At 40.2% G+C, this 15297-nt stretch carries 16 protein-coding genes and 2 pseudogenes; 3 read left to right on the top strand and 15 right to left on the bottom strand.

Annotated elements, in window-relative coordinates; genetic code table 11:
* Both A3729_RS32470 and A3729_RS06725 read left to right on the top strand, forming a co-directional pair.
* Positions 1–183, top strand: a pseudogene (locus A3729_RS32470) (IS3 family transposase); the annotation flags it as partial.
* 45 nt (positions 184–228) lie between these two features.
* The gene (locus A3729_RS06725; protein ID WP_304439695.1) at positions 229–2787 is read left to right on the top strand and encodes a Tn3 family transposase; all 2559 of its coding nucleotides are present in this window, start codon (positions 229–231) and stop codon (positions 2785–2787) included.
* A 62-nt stretch (positions 2788–2849) separates the two neighbouring features.
* On the opposite strand, the gene A3729_RS06720 is transcribed toward A3729_RS06725, so the two are convergent.
* From A3729_RS06720 to A3729_RS31400, 11 genes are all read right to left on the bottom strand, one after another.
* Complete coding sequence (locus A3729_RS06720) at positions 2850–3035, bottom strand: hypothetical protein (protein ID WP_068633487.1); 186 nt, start codon at positions 3033–3035, stop codon at positions 2850–2852.
* Positions 3036–3182: 147 nt separating this feature from the next.
* Positions 3183–3587 (bottom strand): ATP-binding protein, encoded by a 405-nt coding sequence (locus tag A3729_RS06715; protein ID WP_068633485.1) that lies wholly within the window; start codon positions 3585–3587, stop codon positions 3183–3185.
* A 45-nt stretch (positions 3588–3632) separates the two neighbouring features.
* A complete protein-coding gene (locus A3729_RS06710) occupies positions 3633–4136 on the bottom strand; it encodes a hypothetical protein (RefSeq protein WP_068633482.1) in 504 nt (167 codons plus the stop codon).
* 114 nt (positions 4137–4250) lie between these two features.
* Entirely contained in the window at positions 4251–4751 is a 501-nt protein-coding gene (locus A3729_RS06705) for a hypothetical protein (protein WP_068633480.1), read from the bottom strand.
* A 37-nt stretch (positions 4752–4788) separates the two neighbouring features.
* On the bottom strand, positions 4789–5103 hold the full coding sequence (locus A3729_RS06700; RefSeq protein WP_068633478.1) for a hypothetical protein: 315 nt from the start codon (positions 5101–5103) through the stop codon (positions 4789–4791).
* 56 nt (positions 5104–5159) lie between these two features.
* Complete coding sequence (locus tag A3729_RS06695; protein WP_068633476.1) at positions 5160–5642, bottom strand: hypothetical protein; 483 nt, start codon at positions 5640–5642, stop codon at positions 5160–5162.
* Between the two features lie 63 nt (positions 5643–5705).
* Positions 5706–7343: a hypothetical protein gene (locus A3729_RS06690; protein WP_068633474.1), complete on the bottom strand. Its 1638-nt coding sequence runs from the start codon at positions 7341–7343 to the stop codon at positions 5706–5708.
* 52 nt (positions 7344–7395) lie between these two features.
* On the bottom strand, positions 7396–8028 hold the full coding sequence (locus A3729_RS06685; RefSeq protein ID WP_068633473.1) for a hypothetical protein: 633 nt from the start codon (positions 8026–8028) through the stop codon (positions 7396–7398).
* A 26-nt stretch (positions 8029–8054) separates the two neighbouring features.
* The gene (locus tag A3729_RS06680) at positions 8055–8846 is read right to left on the bottom strand and encodes a 3'-5' exonuclease (protein WP_068509515.1); all 792 of its coding nucleotides are present in this window, start codon (positions 8844–8846) and stop codon (positions 8055–8057) included.
* 105 nt (positions 8847–8951) lie between these two features.
* Positions 8952–9422 (bottom strand): hypothetical protein, encoded by a 471-nt coding sequence (locus A3729_RS06675; protein ID WP_068633469.1) that lies wholly within the window; start codon positions 9420–9422, stop codon positions 8952–8954.
* Between the two features lie 64 nt (positions 9423–9486).
* Positions 9487–9642 carry a hypothetical protein gene (locus tag A3729_RS31400; RefSeq protein ID WP_156495059.1) on the bottom strand — a complete coding sequence of 52 codons (156 nt, stop codon included), beginning with the start codon at positions 9640–9642 and terminating at the stop codon, positions 9487–9489.
* Positions 9643–9949: 307 nt separating this feature from the next.
* On the opposite strand from A3729_RS31400, the gene A3729_RS06670 reads away from it, so the two are divergent.
* On the top strand, positions 9950–11344 hold the full coding sequence (locus A3729_RS06670; RefSeq protein WP_068633467.1) for a hypothetical protein: 1395 nt from the start codon (positions 9950–9952) through the stop codon (positions 11342–11344).
* 390 nt (positions 11345–11734) lie between these two features.
* Here A3729_RS06670 and A3729_RS06665 read toward each other — a convergent pair whose 3' ends face one another.
* The 4 genes and pseudogenes from A3729_RS06665 to A3729_RS32465 form a co-directional block, all read right to left on the bottom strand.
* Positions 11735–12403: a site-specific integrase gene (locus tag A3729_RS06665; protein ID WP_068633465.1), complete on the bottom strand. Its 669-nt coding sequence runs from the start codon at positions 12401–12403 to the stop codon at positions 11735–11737.
* Between the two features lie 188 nt (positions 12404–12591).
* Complete coding sequence (gene istB / locus A3729_RS06660; protein ID WP_068510153.1) at positions 12592–13350, bottom strand: IS21-like element helper ATPase IstB; 759 nt, start codon at positions 13348–13350, stop codon at positions 12592–12594.
* A 30-nt stretch (positions 13351–13380) separates the two neighbouring features.
* A complete protein-coding gene (gene istA / locus A3729_RS06655) occupies positions 13381–14934 on the bottom strand; it encodes an IS21 family transposase (RefSeq protein ID WP_068567406.1) in 1554 nt (517 codons plus the stop codon).
* 155 nt (positions 14935–15089) lie between these two features.
* Positions 15090–15297: pseudogene (locus tag A3729_RS32465) on the bottom strand (IS3 family transposase); the annotation flags it as partial.

The following is a 15297-nucleotide window of genomic DNA, read 5'->3' as shown; positions in this document are numbered from 1 at the left end:
ATTAACTTTGTTACCCCAGAGCAAAGGCACTTAGGTCTGGATGAAGAAATATTATCGAAGAGGGATGAGCTTTATCGCAAGATGAAAAGAAAGAACCAAATAAGGTGGTCAAAAGCTACGCGGAACTGGGAGAAAGTGGGTGACGTTAAGTTGAACCCGGAGAAGGAAAAACAAGCAGCTTAAATGCTCAGGCGACAACTACCTTGAAAAACGCCGGAATTAAACACAATAATCACGGATGCTTTCAACGAGTCAGAGAAGAATCAAATTTCTAATCTTCGCAGGGCGATTAAACCGGCTCATTCAGAATTACTGGACTCCCTATTAACTCCCATAACTGCCGGAAGCAGAACAACTACCCCGCTAGCATCATATAAGAACATTGATCAGTCCATGCGGCCAAAAGATATTAAGCAAAACGTGAATAACATGATCGTTTTCAAAGATATGTTTGATCAGCTTGCAGATGTTTATGACGAATTAAATATAAATGACAAGGCGACTAGGTATTATGCTGAATGGGTACGCAAAGCCGATATTCAACAACTGACGCAATTTACAGATAAAGAAAATATTTATCTTCACCTGCTGGGGTTTGTTAAGCATCACTACTTCGCTCGGCAAGATAGTCTAGTAGACGCTTTGATGAAGTCGGTGACATCAACGTTGCACAAAGCTTCAAGCAAACAAGCTGAGCACGAACGATCTGTCAAAGAAGAACGAGACAAGGCAATTCACGAGTTAAGCAAATCTCATAAATCTATTTCAAAGCTAGCAAAAGAAATTATCTCAATTGTTGAAAGCGTATCTGCAACGCCCAACGAAAAATATCACAAGATAGAAGAGCTGGTTTTTGATTACCAAAAGAACGACGAAATTGATTATAGTTTGTTAGAAGATCTGGATAATCAGCTGAGAAAAGAAAGTAAAAATCATACGTACTATCAACTGCTCGAATCGCTTTCTTTAAGACTTCAACTTAAAGCGACCCCTATCGTACGTGCTCTCAATTTTGATAGTACCTCCAAGGCAAAGGATTTATTAGAAGCAGTAGATCACTTTCAAGAGTCAGAGGGCAATGTCGGCAAATCTCCACCTATTAAGTTTCTGTCAAAGCAAGATCGAGCTAATGTTGAGCGTAATGACTTTTCAATCCCTCTGTATAAGTGCCTGCTGTTTATCTATATCTCTAAAGCAATCAAATCCGGGGACTTAAATTTAGCCTACTCATATCGCTTCCGCAGCATTCAGGACTACATGATTGATAAAGAATATTGGGAGGCTCGAAAATACCAGATCTTGCGCGAGTGCAATCTACTTGAGTACATAGACGGAGAAGCATATTTAGCGGGCTTAAAATTGGGCCTTCACGAGAAATACAAGGTTGTTAATAAGCACTTAGCCGACGGGATAAATACCTCCCTCACTTTTAAAGATGGCCGAGTATCTAGAGTGAGCACGCCAAAAACTGACTTTCAAGAGGAATCATTTATTGCGGATGCCCTATCCCAGGATGGATATATTCCAATTCTCCAACTACTTAAAGAAGTAAACCAGGTATGCCAGTTCACTGCTGACTTTAAGCACCTGAGCCCTAAAAATGTAAAGATGAAACCAAAGGAAGAAACTCTAATGGCTGGTATTCTTGCAAAGGGCTGTAATATTGGCTTAGGCAAACTCGCGAGTATTTCCGCTGGTATACAGGAGCACACGCTGCACAACACAGTTAACTGGTTTTTCAGTTTAGAAAATATTAGAAAAGCTAATAACCGCATCGTAGATGCAATCCACAATTTAAAATTATCCAGTGCTTATCTAAAGGATCCGGAAGTTCTCCACTCATCGAGTGATGGTAGAAAGGTAAACGTCGATGTAGATTGCTTGCACGCGAATCATTCCTACAAATATTTCGGCAAAGACAAGGGCGTCACAATTTATACATTCATTGATGAAAAGCAGTCGTTATTCCACAACTCTGTCTTCAGCGCTTCCGATCGTGAGGCACCATACGTCATTGATGGTTTACTCCAAAATGAAGTGACGGATCTTAGGCAAGTACATTCAACCGATACACATGGTTATACAGAGCAGATATTCGCTGTGTCGCACTTTCTAGGGATAGCGTTTGCACCAAGACTTGCCAACATCGGGAACCAGCAAATATATAGCTTTTCTGCGCGAAAAACTTTTTACGACAAAGGATATCGTCTACTTCCAAGTCGTCCTGTCAGCAAAAATCAAATACTTGATCACTGGGATGATATCTTAAGATTTATTGCAACGATTAAGATGAAGCAAGCTACTGCCTCACAGCTGTTTAAACGATTAAGCTCATACTCTAAGGAGCACCCCTTGTATCGAGCACTTAAAGAGTTTGGAAGGGTTATTAAATCACAGTTCATTCTGACTTATTTCGATGACGAAGATCTAAGACAACAAATACAAAAGCAACTCAATAGAGTCGAGCTTTCGAATAGATTCTCTCGAGCGGTATTCTTTGACAACGACCAAGCCTTTCAAGAAGGTGTTCTAGCAGACCAGGAAGTTGCTACGGCGTGCAAGCTGCTTCTCCAGAACTCAATCATACTCTGGAACTATTTATATTTATCCGACCTTGTAGCTGACACGTCAGACCCTGACGATAGAAGAGATCTCATTGAATCAATAAGTCAGGGCTCAGTGATAACATGGAAGCACGTTAATTTACGTGGCGAATACGATTTCAGAAGGAAGGCATCTAATGATGCTCGTTTTGATATGGATAAAATTAGATCTATCAAGCTATAAAAACCTAGAGATATTTTCTTTATATAACAGCACGTTATGGACAAAAATGTAAAATCTGCTCCCTATATTGTTGGGGAGCCGATAAAAGCATCTACACGTTCAGCCAACTCCAAATTATCTTCCAGCTCAACAACCCATTTCTCATTGATAGTTTCAGAACTCAAACGATTAAAAGTAGACTGTAAATATTTCGCTTCTTTATCAGCAATAGTCAACAAGTGTCGCAATCGATCTTTATCTTCCGTCATTTACATCCGCCTTCTTAACCTACAAGCTTGTTCCATTAAGTTTAGCTTTCACTACTAAATTTAACGTATGTAGAGGATATCATTTAACATAATCAACATTATGCGCATAGGTCATTGATATATAAGGATATTATCTGCACTAAAATTCTAAACATATAGCACTGTGCCAAAGCCTAAGCCTTGAGCAGTTGAATATTCAACACGAACTCCGAGCGCATCACATTTTGACTTAAGAAGCATTGCACCAAACGTTCTTGATGTAGCCCCGCTATATATTTCTTTTAACTCCCATAGATTTAGACCACGACCATTATCATCTATATACAAATACTTTCCATAGCTATCGTTTGCCTGGACTGTAACCCTTGAGGCTCCATTATGAAATGAATTTGCGATTGCCGTATTAACAACATCAACAAGCTTATCTTTATCTGACTCAAACATAACATCGGAACCAAGAGCGCTTACACTGATAGCCTCTAGTTGAACCTGGTTAAAAGTATCTTTCGCCTTTACATCATCAACCAACTCTCGCACGTTAAACTGTTGCATGTATCCCTCGCTCTTATGAATGAAATAATATAGAAAGCGTCATTATTAATCCGCTCTCTGATTGAAAACGATGTGTGCTATACCTGGTGTATCCAATACATCTTCCGACAAATCAGAAGTAGAAGAAAGCGACCTTAAGATAGCGCGGGTAGCTAAAACCCCTTGAGATGCAGCCTGTCTATACGATGCCCCTGGAGAAAAAACCTCTGAGAACCTATCTCTAATATCCATCAATTCAGATGTTTTTTGCATGGCAGCTATAATACAAGCGAAAAGCTCTAATATATCCTGTAGCTCGACATCACCTTTTTTCTTTACAATTTTTCGTATGAAGGCAGGCCTTTGGCTTCTGGTTTTACCAACAAATTCAGATATTACTTCTGCATTTTGATTTATAAAGCTATTTATGCTTGTTACAGATAACTCTCTGTAAAGACGCATAAGTTCCTGCACAGCCTCTTCACCATAAGTATCTAAAACAAGTAAGATTACATCCTGAATATCGCTTTCGATGTGCCTTGAATATTTCCACATTGAATCCGAAGACATGCAAACCTACTCCCTATTATCGTTTTAGGCGCTTTGCAATAATTGCAAACATTAGTCGTTTGTAGATTCTGGAGAAGTCCGATCAATAGCTTTTTCGCTTACCATTGCTCCCTCCTATTTTTTACCTGATGTCGCTGCAAGAGCATGAGACAACGAATCTTTTTCACGCTCTGACTGCGATAAATCACGCTCTAATTGAGCGAGTTGTTTTTGAGCTTCAATAAGCATAACTTGAGCACTGCTGGCCTTATCCAACTGTACTTTCGTATCCGCTAAATCCTGAGTTAGTCTTGCCACATCTTTTTCATAACCGGCTACTTCTGCCGTTAATTTAACAGACTGTGTTTTTTGATCCGCTAAATCACTCTGCACTGAATTCAATGAATCTTGAGCCTGCTTAAACTGCTCTTTCTCTATCTGCCTTTTCGCCTCATCAACCGTTAATTGGCTTACCTGGACACGGAGCGTTTTCAGTTCGTCTTCCGCTTCACCTAGACGCTTATCAGCAACAACTACAAGAGAATTAGCTTCTGCTTTTGCGGCTTCGATTAAAGTTTCAGATCTTTGTTTTTCCGTTCTCTTGAGTAATAGTTTGCAATTATTGCAAACTCCCATTTTGATTTTTCCGTTTTTCCGTTTTTCCGGTGTTTAGTTAGTCGCTGTATAGTTTTTCAGAAAGAGTTTCATCAGCCTTGTTTAAGACTTTGCGTATCTTTTCAAGCACCTCTAAAGACTCTTCAACACCACTCAAGACTTCCTGAACTTCACTATGAAGCTCTTCAAGTGAATCGTGTGTACCAGCTTCAAAAGAGTAGTCGAGAGCGGATTTTGACAGCCTGTGTATATTATCTAATTCATCAAATAGGCCAGAAGTATTTGCCTGGTTAGCAACCATGCAAATATCGAAGAACTCTCCAGAATCCAGCTCATCCGTTATTATTTCGTACTCATCTTCGGTTATAGGCATCTTTTTTACTGTTCCGTTTTTTTGATTAAATGATAATTGCTGCCTAAGGAGAGCTATTATTCAAATACTTTAGCCAAGAGGTTTTCTTCGACTAGGTAAATCGCACCTTCGATAGTAGGAGCCGGGATCATTTGACTCCAAGACCAGCGCCAAGTACCTAGAATTTTGTTCTTTTCTCGATCCCTTACAGATGCCACAATTAGCTTAATTCTATCTTGAATAGGTTGATAGCCGAGTATTAACTCATACCGATTATTCGAGGAACTAACATTTTTATATGTAGTTTCAGTGTTTGAGTCTGCGTGAATAGTTACTTCCTTAGCTGACTCTTCAGTACTAAGAGCTACTTTATATCCCTTAGATTCGAGTATGGTTTTTAGCTCTATTGTAATAAGAAGAGGGTCACTTGAGAGGTTAACGTACAACTCCTTTGGGCCTGTAGCTTTGTCCGCAATTTTTATTTTATTAATCCCGCAAGAGATCATACAAAGAGAAATAAGAAATATAGTCACTCCCTTAATGAGTTTCTTTGAAATCATGCAATTACCTTTTTCCGTTTTTCCGTTTTCCGTTTTCCGTTTAACTATTTGTCTCGTTAATTGTTAAGTCAATTTTTGCTTTATATGCCAGGACGTTATTGGTAGGTTTTGAAGGTTGGATTTATTCAAATGCCCCCATTCTCCAACCGCCATATTAAGCATGTCAGCTAGTGATAGTCCATTGCTTATATCTGTAGTAAAGGTTTCTGTACCACCTCCAGAATATTCTAAGAACCCCTGAGAACGACCACTATATTTCTCCATATGAATCATCCAATAGACTTCATACAACAAAGCTTTGTATGCTGTGGTAGGCAGTTCCTCGTAATGAGCGATCTTCAACTGGTCTCTTTCAAGATTGCTAGAACGATATCGTTCAAAAATAGAATTCGTTGAAACTCCTACTTTCCAAAAATGTTTGGTGGTACCAATAAACTCAATGTAGTAACAGTTCATCGGATCATCTCTTAATTCTGAATCAATGACTGAAATTAGATGCTTCTTAATTCTTGAGCATAATGGGCACCCTGCACCAGTTAAATGGTTGTTTGGGGCTTGACCATATTCACCATGTATTGGACATGCTATTCGCACATTGGTTTTTGCTGATTTATATTCAGAATTCTCGTACGAGTATTTATCGCCATGTATCTCCCTGGCCCTTTTTATGAACTCGGCGGTGTCAATATCAGGAATACCTGCACAAACTTTACAGCCTGCTCCTGTTAAATGAGAGTCAGGTGTCTGCTCAAAGTCACCATGTAGATGACAAGTTATGATGACGTTATCTTTAGCTGAACGGTAATCGACTTTATCGTATGAATATCGATCCTCATGAACTAAATGTGCTTTATGTATAAACTCGTTAGTAGTGCTGGTATTGGCTTTACTGATTTTGACCCACTTACATTGAGGGCAACCTTGACCTTGAATGTGCTTATCAGGAGTTTGTTCAAAAGTACCGTGCAGTGGGCAACAAATAGTTAAGGGTGTCTTTATGGATTTATATTGACTCTGATCGTACTGATAGTTGTTACCATGGACTAGAGTAGCTTGCTCAATAAACCATTCAGTATCTTTAGTTTTCTTCTTTGCTGCCATTAGTTTCCCACATTGTGGGCAGCCATTGCTGTTCAGATGAGTAGTAGGATCTTGATCAAATACACCGTGTATAGGACAGATAATTCGGATTGGCGTTTTGCTGTTAACATATGTGGCTTCAGAGTAATCGAACTTATCGGCGTGCACCGCTTTCGCTTTTTCAACAAATTGACTCATATCTGAGTTAAATAACTCAGATAAATAATTTCTAGCGCAGCTTGGACAACCCTGTCCTGCCATATGTTTTTGAGGTGCCTGTAAAAAAGCGCCGTGATCTTTGCATATGATCTCTACTTTTGTATGAGTATCTTTGTAGTTAATCTTAGAATAGTTGTATCTGACTCCATGGACTTCGTTAGCTTTGGACAGAAATTTATCAACTGTTTTTAGTCTGGCTAAGCGAGATTTACCTTTACCACACTCAGCGCATCCTTTTCCTCTCAAATGATTATTGGGAGTAATTGAGAAGTTTCCATGCTCTGGGCAGGTAACAGTTAGCTTTATTGCTGACTTAATATAGTCAGACTCCTCATACTCATATTTTTCGCCATGAACAGATCTGGCTTTATTAATAAAGTTAGAGGTCTTTTCGTTTTGCATTATAATTCATGCTCAAGTGTCTATGGCGAGGTATAACTTATTTTTCCGTTGTTTATTTTGCTATAGCCAAGAGCAAGCCCAATTCACTCTTCTTGCTTATTTTAGGGTCAATGTTATTAACCTCTGCCGTATACGCATTTCTCCAATCAGGAGAAAATGCTCCCTTTCTTAACCACTCAGTTTTGGCAGAGTCCATATGAATATTTTTGCTTGGATCTTTATAGAGCCAAATCGCTGAAATTAAAACCCTATATATGTCTCCAGTGAAAACACTACGCTTCCCCAAGTCATTTAATACAGGTTGATATACATCCGTTTTAAACAGTCTTTCTGAGTCTTTATATATAGACTTAAGAGCAGCATCAGCATTGTTAACCCCATTCCTTTTTCCCTGCTTAATCCTCTTAGCTTCCAATATGACTAGGTCATCATTAATCTTTATGACAGCATCAAACCTTTTACCTTTCCCATTTAGATACTCTGTCCAAGCATAGACTTTGGGTTTGCATTCTCTATCTTTACTATCTGAAAGTCTCTTTAATGCCTCGATATACAACCGAACAAGATTACTTTCATCTATTAAACCTGCCCTTGGATAGAAGCCTTCCATTTCAAGTTTATAGAGACCACCACAATAGGAAAGAGCATTTCTTAACAGTTGTTCTGTTTTGGTAATTGAAGACATAGCGTTAGCTTTTCCGTTCTATTTGTTTAGCCAACAAAATAGGCTACTACAACGATGGTTAATATTATTGCTGCAAACATTACCATGCCGCTTCCAGAAGATTCTTTTAAAGGTCGGTTTGCTTCCCTTTCAGCAGATTCCTTTAAACCTTTCAGCTCATCAATATATTCACTAGCTTCCATTTTGGTCTTTGGTAAGCCCTGATCGCCACCAAGAGATTCAATATAGCTGAGCTGTTTATTAGAAGGCTTGTTTTCTTCAAAATAATCAATAGCCCAAAAGTCTTTCTCATTAGTTTTGGGTATCCTGTTGGATTTGTAAGTCTTTGCAATTTTTAAGAATAGTTCAGCACATGCCTCTGCATCAGGTAGTGCTCTATGACCTTTTCCAGCAAGAGATGGAATCAGTTTTTCCAACTTATAACTGCTCTCATCTTTTAATTGCCTTCGTGAAAGTTTAAGTGTGTCGTAAATTTTGAAATTGGGCTTATCTTCATTGCTCTTATAGAGAGCTTGTATAAACCCACATTCAAATGACGCATTATGAGAAACAAAGGGGTTAATTGATCCTGCCCATTCCAAAAGCTGATCCCAACCCTCTCTTGGAGTTGGAGCATTCTCAACCATTTCTGCTTTAATTCCATGTACCTTATATGCAGGAAAAGGAATTGAACGACCTGGATTAACTAAAATTGAAAAGGTATCAATAATTTCGCCAAGGCTATTAAATTTGACTGCCCCAAACTCACATATACGATGATCTCTCGGGTCTAAACCAGTTGTTTCAATATCAATAGCTAGTAACTCGATTTCTTCCATATACCCGTTTTTCCGTCTTTATATAAGGTGTACTAATTTAGTTGAGTAGAGAAGCTCGAATGAGAAAGCCAACTGAATGCGTATACCCTTAGACTGCTTTCGACTCTAATCATCGCAGTTAGGAGCAAAATCTGAACTCACCAAATCTGTAATTGGTAATACTAAGTCATAGTCTTCACCATTATAATAAGTCCCTGTCACATGCAAACCTCCTGAGACCCTCTCAATCGTTACATTCTGTGGCTGGTATTCAGCTATTTCCTCTTCAGAAATAGTTGAAAGGTCTACGTCATAATTAATAGTATAACTAGTACCTGAATTATGAGTTAAATACTGAAGATCTGTTTCAATGTAGTAGCAATTATCACCTTGGTCGAAGCTATCACCATAATAATCGTATTTCGCCATTTCCCCATTGGACTTAATCTCGGTGTAACCTTCATCACCATCTTCGTCATCCCAGGAATACACACCTGCAATCGAAGAGAATGCCCCTTCTACCGAAGGGTCTGTCGAATTAGAAGACCCACAACCAGATAAAATAGCAATGGATAAAACAGCTATAATATTTCTCATAGTTTTCCTTTTTTATTAATAACATTCATTGTTCAAGCTAGTTAAACCAAATCGTAGTTGGATTTCATAGCCAGTTATTTTGTATACCAGTCCCGTGTTCTTTAGAGTACAAAATCAAAGATGGATTATGCTCTTCTATATTTTTCAGCTCTTCCGCCATATTTTTTCCCTGAAGATTTTTCCATGCATTAGCATTTTCTATGATACTAACGGATTCCATTGGAATTCTCTATAGAGGTATGGGGAATAAGTTATTGAAGGAAGTGCACGCACACTTGCAGCAATCATGTCCGCAAACGAGACATAAGGCTGCTGACTTCTTTCAGGATAATTTAGCCAGTTTCTAAATTGCGATAACTAGTGAAGTTGAGCAAAAGCGGGCACAATGCTGTAAAAGCTTTAAAGGCAGCTTTTAAGAATAATTGTCAAGAGTGCTTATTCATCTTGAGCTTAAAATATTAATCATTTATGTTGAGAGCAATTAGTATCTGCCAACAGAATTTAACCTCATATTTATAGAGTAAGTTATGCAACTGTTTAAAGCACTTATTTTAGCTCCGTTACTGCTAGTAATTTCATGCGCGACACACGTCAATGAAATCCAATCGGACGTTTTAACTCATTCAATTGAAGTGTTTAAGACCGCGTACAAACAAAATTATATTCCTGCTCCAGGTAAATTTATGCTTGTTTATGGGGATAAGAAAGCTCACGTTGGATCATTTGTAGAAATTGCTACCACTGACTATATCGGGCTAAGCGGCGGAGTAGAAGAAGCTTTAGAAAGAAATGGATTTACAAGAGTTTTCCGTCAAGAAGAAGCTGACTATATTGTGTCTCTTATATTTGATACAAACATATTAGAATCAGAACAAGGCTATGAGATGACTCCGTCATACACAAGCCGGTTAAAGTCGCCTAGCACATATCAGCAAACTATTACGTCTAGTTCTGGTTTAAGTGACAGTTATCAAATACACAATTTTGGTGGTACAGAGTCTGTAGTTTCAAATGTTCAAATAAAAAAGAATATCCAGCACTCTGTATCCATGGTTGCCAAAATAATTTTCCAAGAAAAAGATGAAAACTACGAGGCAAATTTGAGGCATACAGTATTCAAAGCAAGCGCTGTCTTTCGTGACAAGAATTCAAAGCCTGTGTCTCAGAATTGGCCAACGGGTTGGGCTTTAGCAAGCTCTCTAGCTGCCGCAATAGAGCAGCCAAATATTTCAGGTGACGCATCACATCCAAGCTTGATTTTGATAAATGAAAATAAATCAGAAGCTCGGAAAAAGTCGGACGAGTATATAAATTCTGGTACTGCTGAAGTGTTTGTGATGACACAGGATGACGATAGTCGCATTCAATATCGATATGATAGAACCCTAATATATCCTTGGAATACGCGTACGCCCAAAACTTATGACCAACTAGGCAACAAGAGAATGGTCTCTTGGCACTTGCACGGTCAAGAGCATGATTCATACTTGTTTGAGTTTAATTGCATGCCTTTAAGTGATAACAAAAGCGTGGCTTGGGCGCTCATAAATAATTTAAGTAAACCTGATGTGGAATATGAACAAAATATCGAATTGTTCTATGTAAAAAACCATAGGGACGAAAAGATTGAGCTACCAAATAACAATGCACTCAGCTTTTTTTCTGGCCCCATCCCCCAAGTTTTTAACGGCCAATTTTTTTCTAGTGCGCTCTTTACAGAATCAGATGAAGTGTCTAAAAAGAATTGGCAGGATATGATTGCACTATTCTCATCTAGTGAATCGGGTGAAATTAAGTTCTATAACCCAAGTAACAAAGTAAGCTTTAGTTTGCTAAGGAATGGATTTTCTGAATCTTTCAAGCACGTTATGAAAAAGTGTCCTCAAGCGCTGGAGCTATTAAATGCCGGTATCAATCTCTAATTTTTCTGAAGGGATGAAATAGGGGCGGTGACAAATGAGAATCATTCAACAAGTATATCCGCTTTGTATTGTTAGCATGCAGTGTAGAAAAGATACCGATCTAGAAATTTACTCACAGTTTTCCATACGAACTTATAAACACTGCTAATACCTCTTTTCAATCATTGAATGGACATAAGGAAAGTGTCCACTTTGCTCTTTTCGAAATATTTGCGATAGCAAAAACTTTATATCAAAAAAGGCCGCTTTAGAAGCAAAGCCTTAGTTTTGCAGTACCCTAATTCATGACGATTAGGCCAAAGCTAAATTGCACCACCAACGGCAAGTTATGGCACTAGATAGACTATCACCTACTTATAAATTATTTCTTCAGCACGCATTCAAAACCAACTAAAGAGCTTCTTCATACATTTCAGAAAGTCGCTTTTTACTGATCGTGACATAAAACAATACCTGCTCGTGGTTGCTATGACCAAGTATTCGTGCAGCCTGTTTAAGGCTTATTCCTTTATCAATAATCGCGTTAGTGATAAGCGATTTTCGCCCTGTGTGAGAAGACGCATTATGAAAACCTGCCTTCGTGTAAATAGCTCTAATCAAGTGCTCCAGCGAATCACACGCCCTATAGGATTTAATGGAGCCATCATACATAACCCGCTTTTTCTCTGTCATGGCATAACGTCTACCCCGATTGTTATATAAGAATCTGCTGTTTGGATTTAATCCCTGGTATTGAGCGCTACCAATGACTGTTCCCCACTTTTTCTTAAGGCGATACTCAATCCAATCCTGGATTATTTCGCGACTTACTGGATTAGTAAGCCAAATAGTTCGTGGCTTAAGGCGCTTACAGATCTTGGCAGGAAGATGAATTTCTTTTCTTAATTCACCTGTAGAGTTTAAAAGAGATCCAGTTTCGATTAATGCGATTTCACTGACTCGCATAGCAGCATGAGAGAGAACCAGAGCGCAGCGCTTACCCTCTTTGTGAGTCATCAGATTTGCGACCGCAAGAGCGTGTCGAATTTCTTTCTTGGATAAAGCTTCAGCTTTACTCATGTCTGTATTTTCCCTTGTAGTACGAAGATACAGACAAAGCATTATCGGCCCTGTCTAAGAAGACTAACACACTAAGTTTATTGGCTTCCACGGAAAATCCCTACCCTGTGCGTATTCCGCTAAAACTGATCAGCCGTTGCGCTGAACGTGATCACTTGTTTCCCATCCATGCATCGTGAGTTGTCTTTTTACTTCAAGTGATCATCTTCAGTCAACGAAGTTAGTACTTTTCTCATCGATTCTCCTTTTAAGTTAAGTTTGTGAGCGTTATGCAGTAGCCGGTCTAATATGGCGTCAGCCAAGGTCGGATCGTCGATAAATTTATGCCACTTCGTCATCGGTAATTGGCTAGTCACTATGGTCGATTTACTGTTGTGGCGATCTTCCATAATTTCGAGTAGATCATTTTTTTGAGGCTGTGTTAAAGCCTCCAAGCCCCAGTCATCGATAATTAGAACATCAGCCTTGGCTATTTGGTTTAAGAGTCTTAGGTAGCTACCATCGCCGTGTGAGATGGTCAGCTGCTCGAACAACCGCGAGGCTCTGAAGTATCGTACTTGATAACCGTGCAGACAGGCATGATGTCCTAATGCACAAGCAAGATAGGTTTTTCCGCAGCCTGTTGGTCCCGTCATTACCAGATTTTGCCCTTTGCTTATCCAGGTATTGCTTTGCAAGCCCGCGACTGTACTTTGCTTTAAGCCACGTGGGTGGCTGTAGTCGATATCTTCCATTCTAGCGGTGACCTTGAAGCGAGCAGCCTTGAGCAATCGTTGTAAGCGTTTGTCGTGCCGGTAAGTCACTTCTTGTTGTACTGCTAGGTTAATTCGTTCGGCGAAGCTAAGCTCTTCATAGGTATTGGGTTGATTAAACTGCATCTCTAGTGCTTCGGCTAAACCGGTTAACTTGAGCTGTCGAAGTTGCTGTAAGCTTTGTGTTTCTAACATGTTTTTTCCTATTGGTTTTGGGGTGGGTTTTTAGTGGTAGTAATCAGCGCCGCGCACGTTACGATGAGTCTCTGTTTGAGGTGATGGCGAAGTCTGAGGTGATAATGGAAGTGGCAGTTGATCCATATTGCTTTCTAATATGGACTTAATATTTGCCAGTCGTCGGGCATTGATATGCTGAGCCCGTAAGCAAGCGGCTTCTAATCTTTCTGGTGTGTATTGTTTTGCCAGATTCAGTAAACCCAAGCAGACTCGATAAGCTTGTTCGGGTACCTTCTTTTGTTCGAGTAGGTTTAGTACGATGGATTGCGTTGCAGGCCCGATTCGAGCGCCCCAAGAGATCAGTCTCTCCGGCGTCCAGGCTTGGTGCTTTCGATGGGGCTCAGGCATGTGGTGAGCATTGGTGGTAAAACCCCCTTGGCGCAAGCTCCTAGCATGTCGTGCAACCTGTTTTCCTTTGAAGAAAATAGCAACGCTATCTTGGCTTGCTTGGGCTTCTACTTGAGACTTCACCAGATGATGAGGTACTGAGTAATAATGCTTGTCGAACTCTATGTGGTAGTCGATATTAACGCGTGCAAGTTTGAACTCGACATACTCATAATGCTTCGCGGGAAGCGATTTAAGCGCTGGCTTATCCAAGGCTTCAAATTGACTTAAGCGGGAACCCGGTAGTTTCTTAAAGGCACGGCGGTTAAGGTCATCTAGCAAGACCTTAATAGTCTGATTTAGATCTGCCAGCGTGAAGAAGGTTTGATGTCGTAGTCGAGCCAGTATCCAGCGCTGCACGATCAATACCGCGTTTTCTGCTTTTGCTTTATCCTTGGGCTTGAGTGGCCTAGCGGGAATGATCGCCGTTTTATAATGTGATGCCATGTGCTGGTAGCTCACATTGATACCGGGGTCATAACGAGCTGGCTTGCTGACAGCACTGCGTAACTGGTCAGGCACAACGATCTCCGGTACGCCGCCAAAGAACTCAAAGGCTTTCACATGTGCGTTAATCCAGTCGGCTTTGCGTTGCGTCCATGACGCCATTGCGAAGGTGTAGTTACTCGCGCCAAGTATGGCTACAAAGATCTCAGCTGAACGGATCTCGCCAGTATCCGGGTTAACGATAGGTACCGTGGCCCCGCTGTAATCCACAAACATTTTTTCACCGGCAAGGTGAATCTGGCGCATGGAGCGCTTTTGCTTAGAACGCCATTCACGATAGTAGCCGCAATATTGCGAATACTGATAGCCCGCGTCGCCATGTATTTGCTTATATTCCTCCCACAACAATTGCTTGGTAACGCCTTTGCGCTTGAGTTCTTGGTGAATGGCAGCGCAATCAGGCATAACCCGACCATGGCGCGTATTGATCTTGGCGTCGGGGAATAATAAACGTTCTAGTTCATTGTCAGTCATCTCTATTGGAAGTGGCCAGGTTAGCCCAACATCAACCGCTCTTTTTCCATAAGTGGAAACAGTGCCTACGCCGATTCCTAAGCTGCGGGCAATATTTCGATGACTCAGTTTTGCCTCGAGTTTGAGGCGGAGAATATCTTTAATGTGTCGCATTGCTAATCTCTTGTTTGGCATCGTACTCTCGGCTTAAAAGCGCTAAGAATAACGTGCTCGACAAATTGAGTTTCAATGCATGGAAGGAGTTTGTGATTGATGGTGATCAGTCGTTGCGATTACTCGATCACCGTTTGCGATAACGGCGTTTTTCAAGGTAGTTGTCGCCTGAGCATTTAAGCTGCTTGTTTTTCCTTCTCCGGGTTCAACTTAACGTCACCCACTTTCTCCCAGTTCCGCGTAGCTTTTGACCACCTTATTTGGTTCTTTCTTTTCATCTTGCGATAAAGCTCATCCCTCTTCGATAATATTTCTTCATCCAGACCTAAGTGCCTTTGCTCTGGGGTAACAAAGTTAATTCGACTATGCCGGTGCTCTGTGTTG

The organism is Oleiphilus sp. HI0043 (genome assembly GCF_001634935.1).
Note: the sequence above shows the minus strand (reverse complement) of the source record. Positions and strands in the feature narration are given on the sequence as shown.

Coding starts and splice junctions, on each gene's coding strand:
- A3729_RS06720 (WP_068633487.1), bottom strand. CDS start 3,035: ATGACGGAAGATAAAGATCGATTGCGACACTTGTTGACTATTGCTGAT.
- A3729_RS06715 (WP_068633485.1), bottom strand. CDS start 3,587: ATGCAACAGTTTAACGTGCGAGAGTTGGTTGATGATGTAAAGGCGAAA.
- A3729_RS06710 (WP_068633482.1), bottom strand. CDS start 4,136: ATGTCTTCGGATTCAATGTGGAAATATTCAAGGCACATCGAAAGCGAT.
- A3729_RS06705 (WP_068633480.1), bottom strand. CDS start 4,751: ATGGGAGTTTGCAATAATTGCAAACTATTACTCAAGAGAACGGAAAAA.
- A3729_RS06700 (WP_068633478.1), bottom strand. CDS start 5,103: ATGCCTATAACCGAAGATGAGTACGAAATAATAACGGATGAGCTGGAT.
- A3729_RS06695 (WP_068633476.1), bottom strand. CDS start 5,642: ATGATTTCAAAGAAACTCATTAAGGGAGTGACTATATTTCTTATTTCT.
- A3729_RS06690 (WP_068633474.1), bottom strand. CDS start 7,343: ATGCAAAACGAAAAGACCTCTAACTTTATTAATAAAGCCAGATCTGTT.
- A3729_RS06685 (WP_068633473.1), bottom strand. CDS start 8,028: ATGTCTTCAATTACCAAAACAGAACAACTGTTAAGAAATGCTCTTTCC.
- A3729_RS06680 (WP_068509515.1), bottom strand. CDS start 8,846: ATGGAAGAAATCGAGTTACTAGCTATTGATATTGAAACAACTGGTTTA.
- A3729_RS06675 (WP_068633469.1), bottom strand. CDS start 9,422: ATGAGAAATATTATAGCTGTTTTATCCATTGCTATTTTATCTGGTTGT.
- A3729_RS31400 (WP_156495059.1), bottom strand. CDS start 9,642: ATGGAATCCGTTAGTATCATAGAAAATGCTAATGCATGGAAAAATCTT.
- A3729_RS06670 (WP_068633467.1), top strand. CDS start 9,950: ATGCAACTGTTTAAAGCACTTATTTTAGCTCCGTTACTGCTAGTAATT.
- A3729_RS06665 (WP_068633465.1), bottom strand. CDS start 12,403: ATGAGTAAAGCTGAAGCTTTATCCAAGAAAGAAATTCGACACGCTCTT.
- istB (WP_068510153.1), bottom strand. CDS start 13,350: ATGTTAGAAACACAAAGCTTACAGCAACTTCGACAGCTCAAGTTAACC.
- istA (WP_068567406.1), bottom strand. CDS start 14,934: ATGCCAAACAAGAGATTAGCAATGCGACACATTAAAGATATTCTCCGC.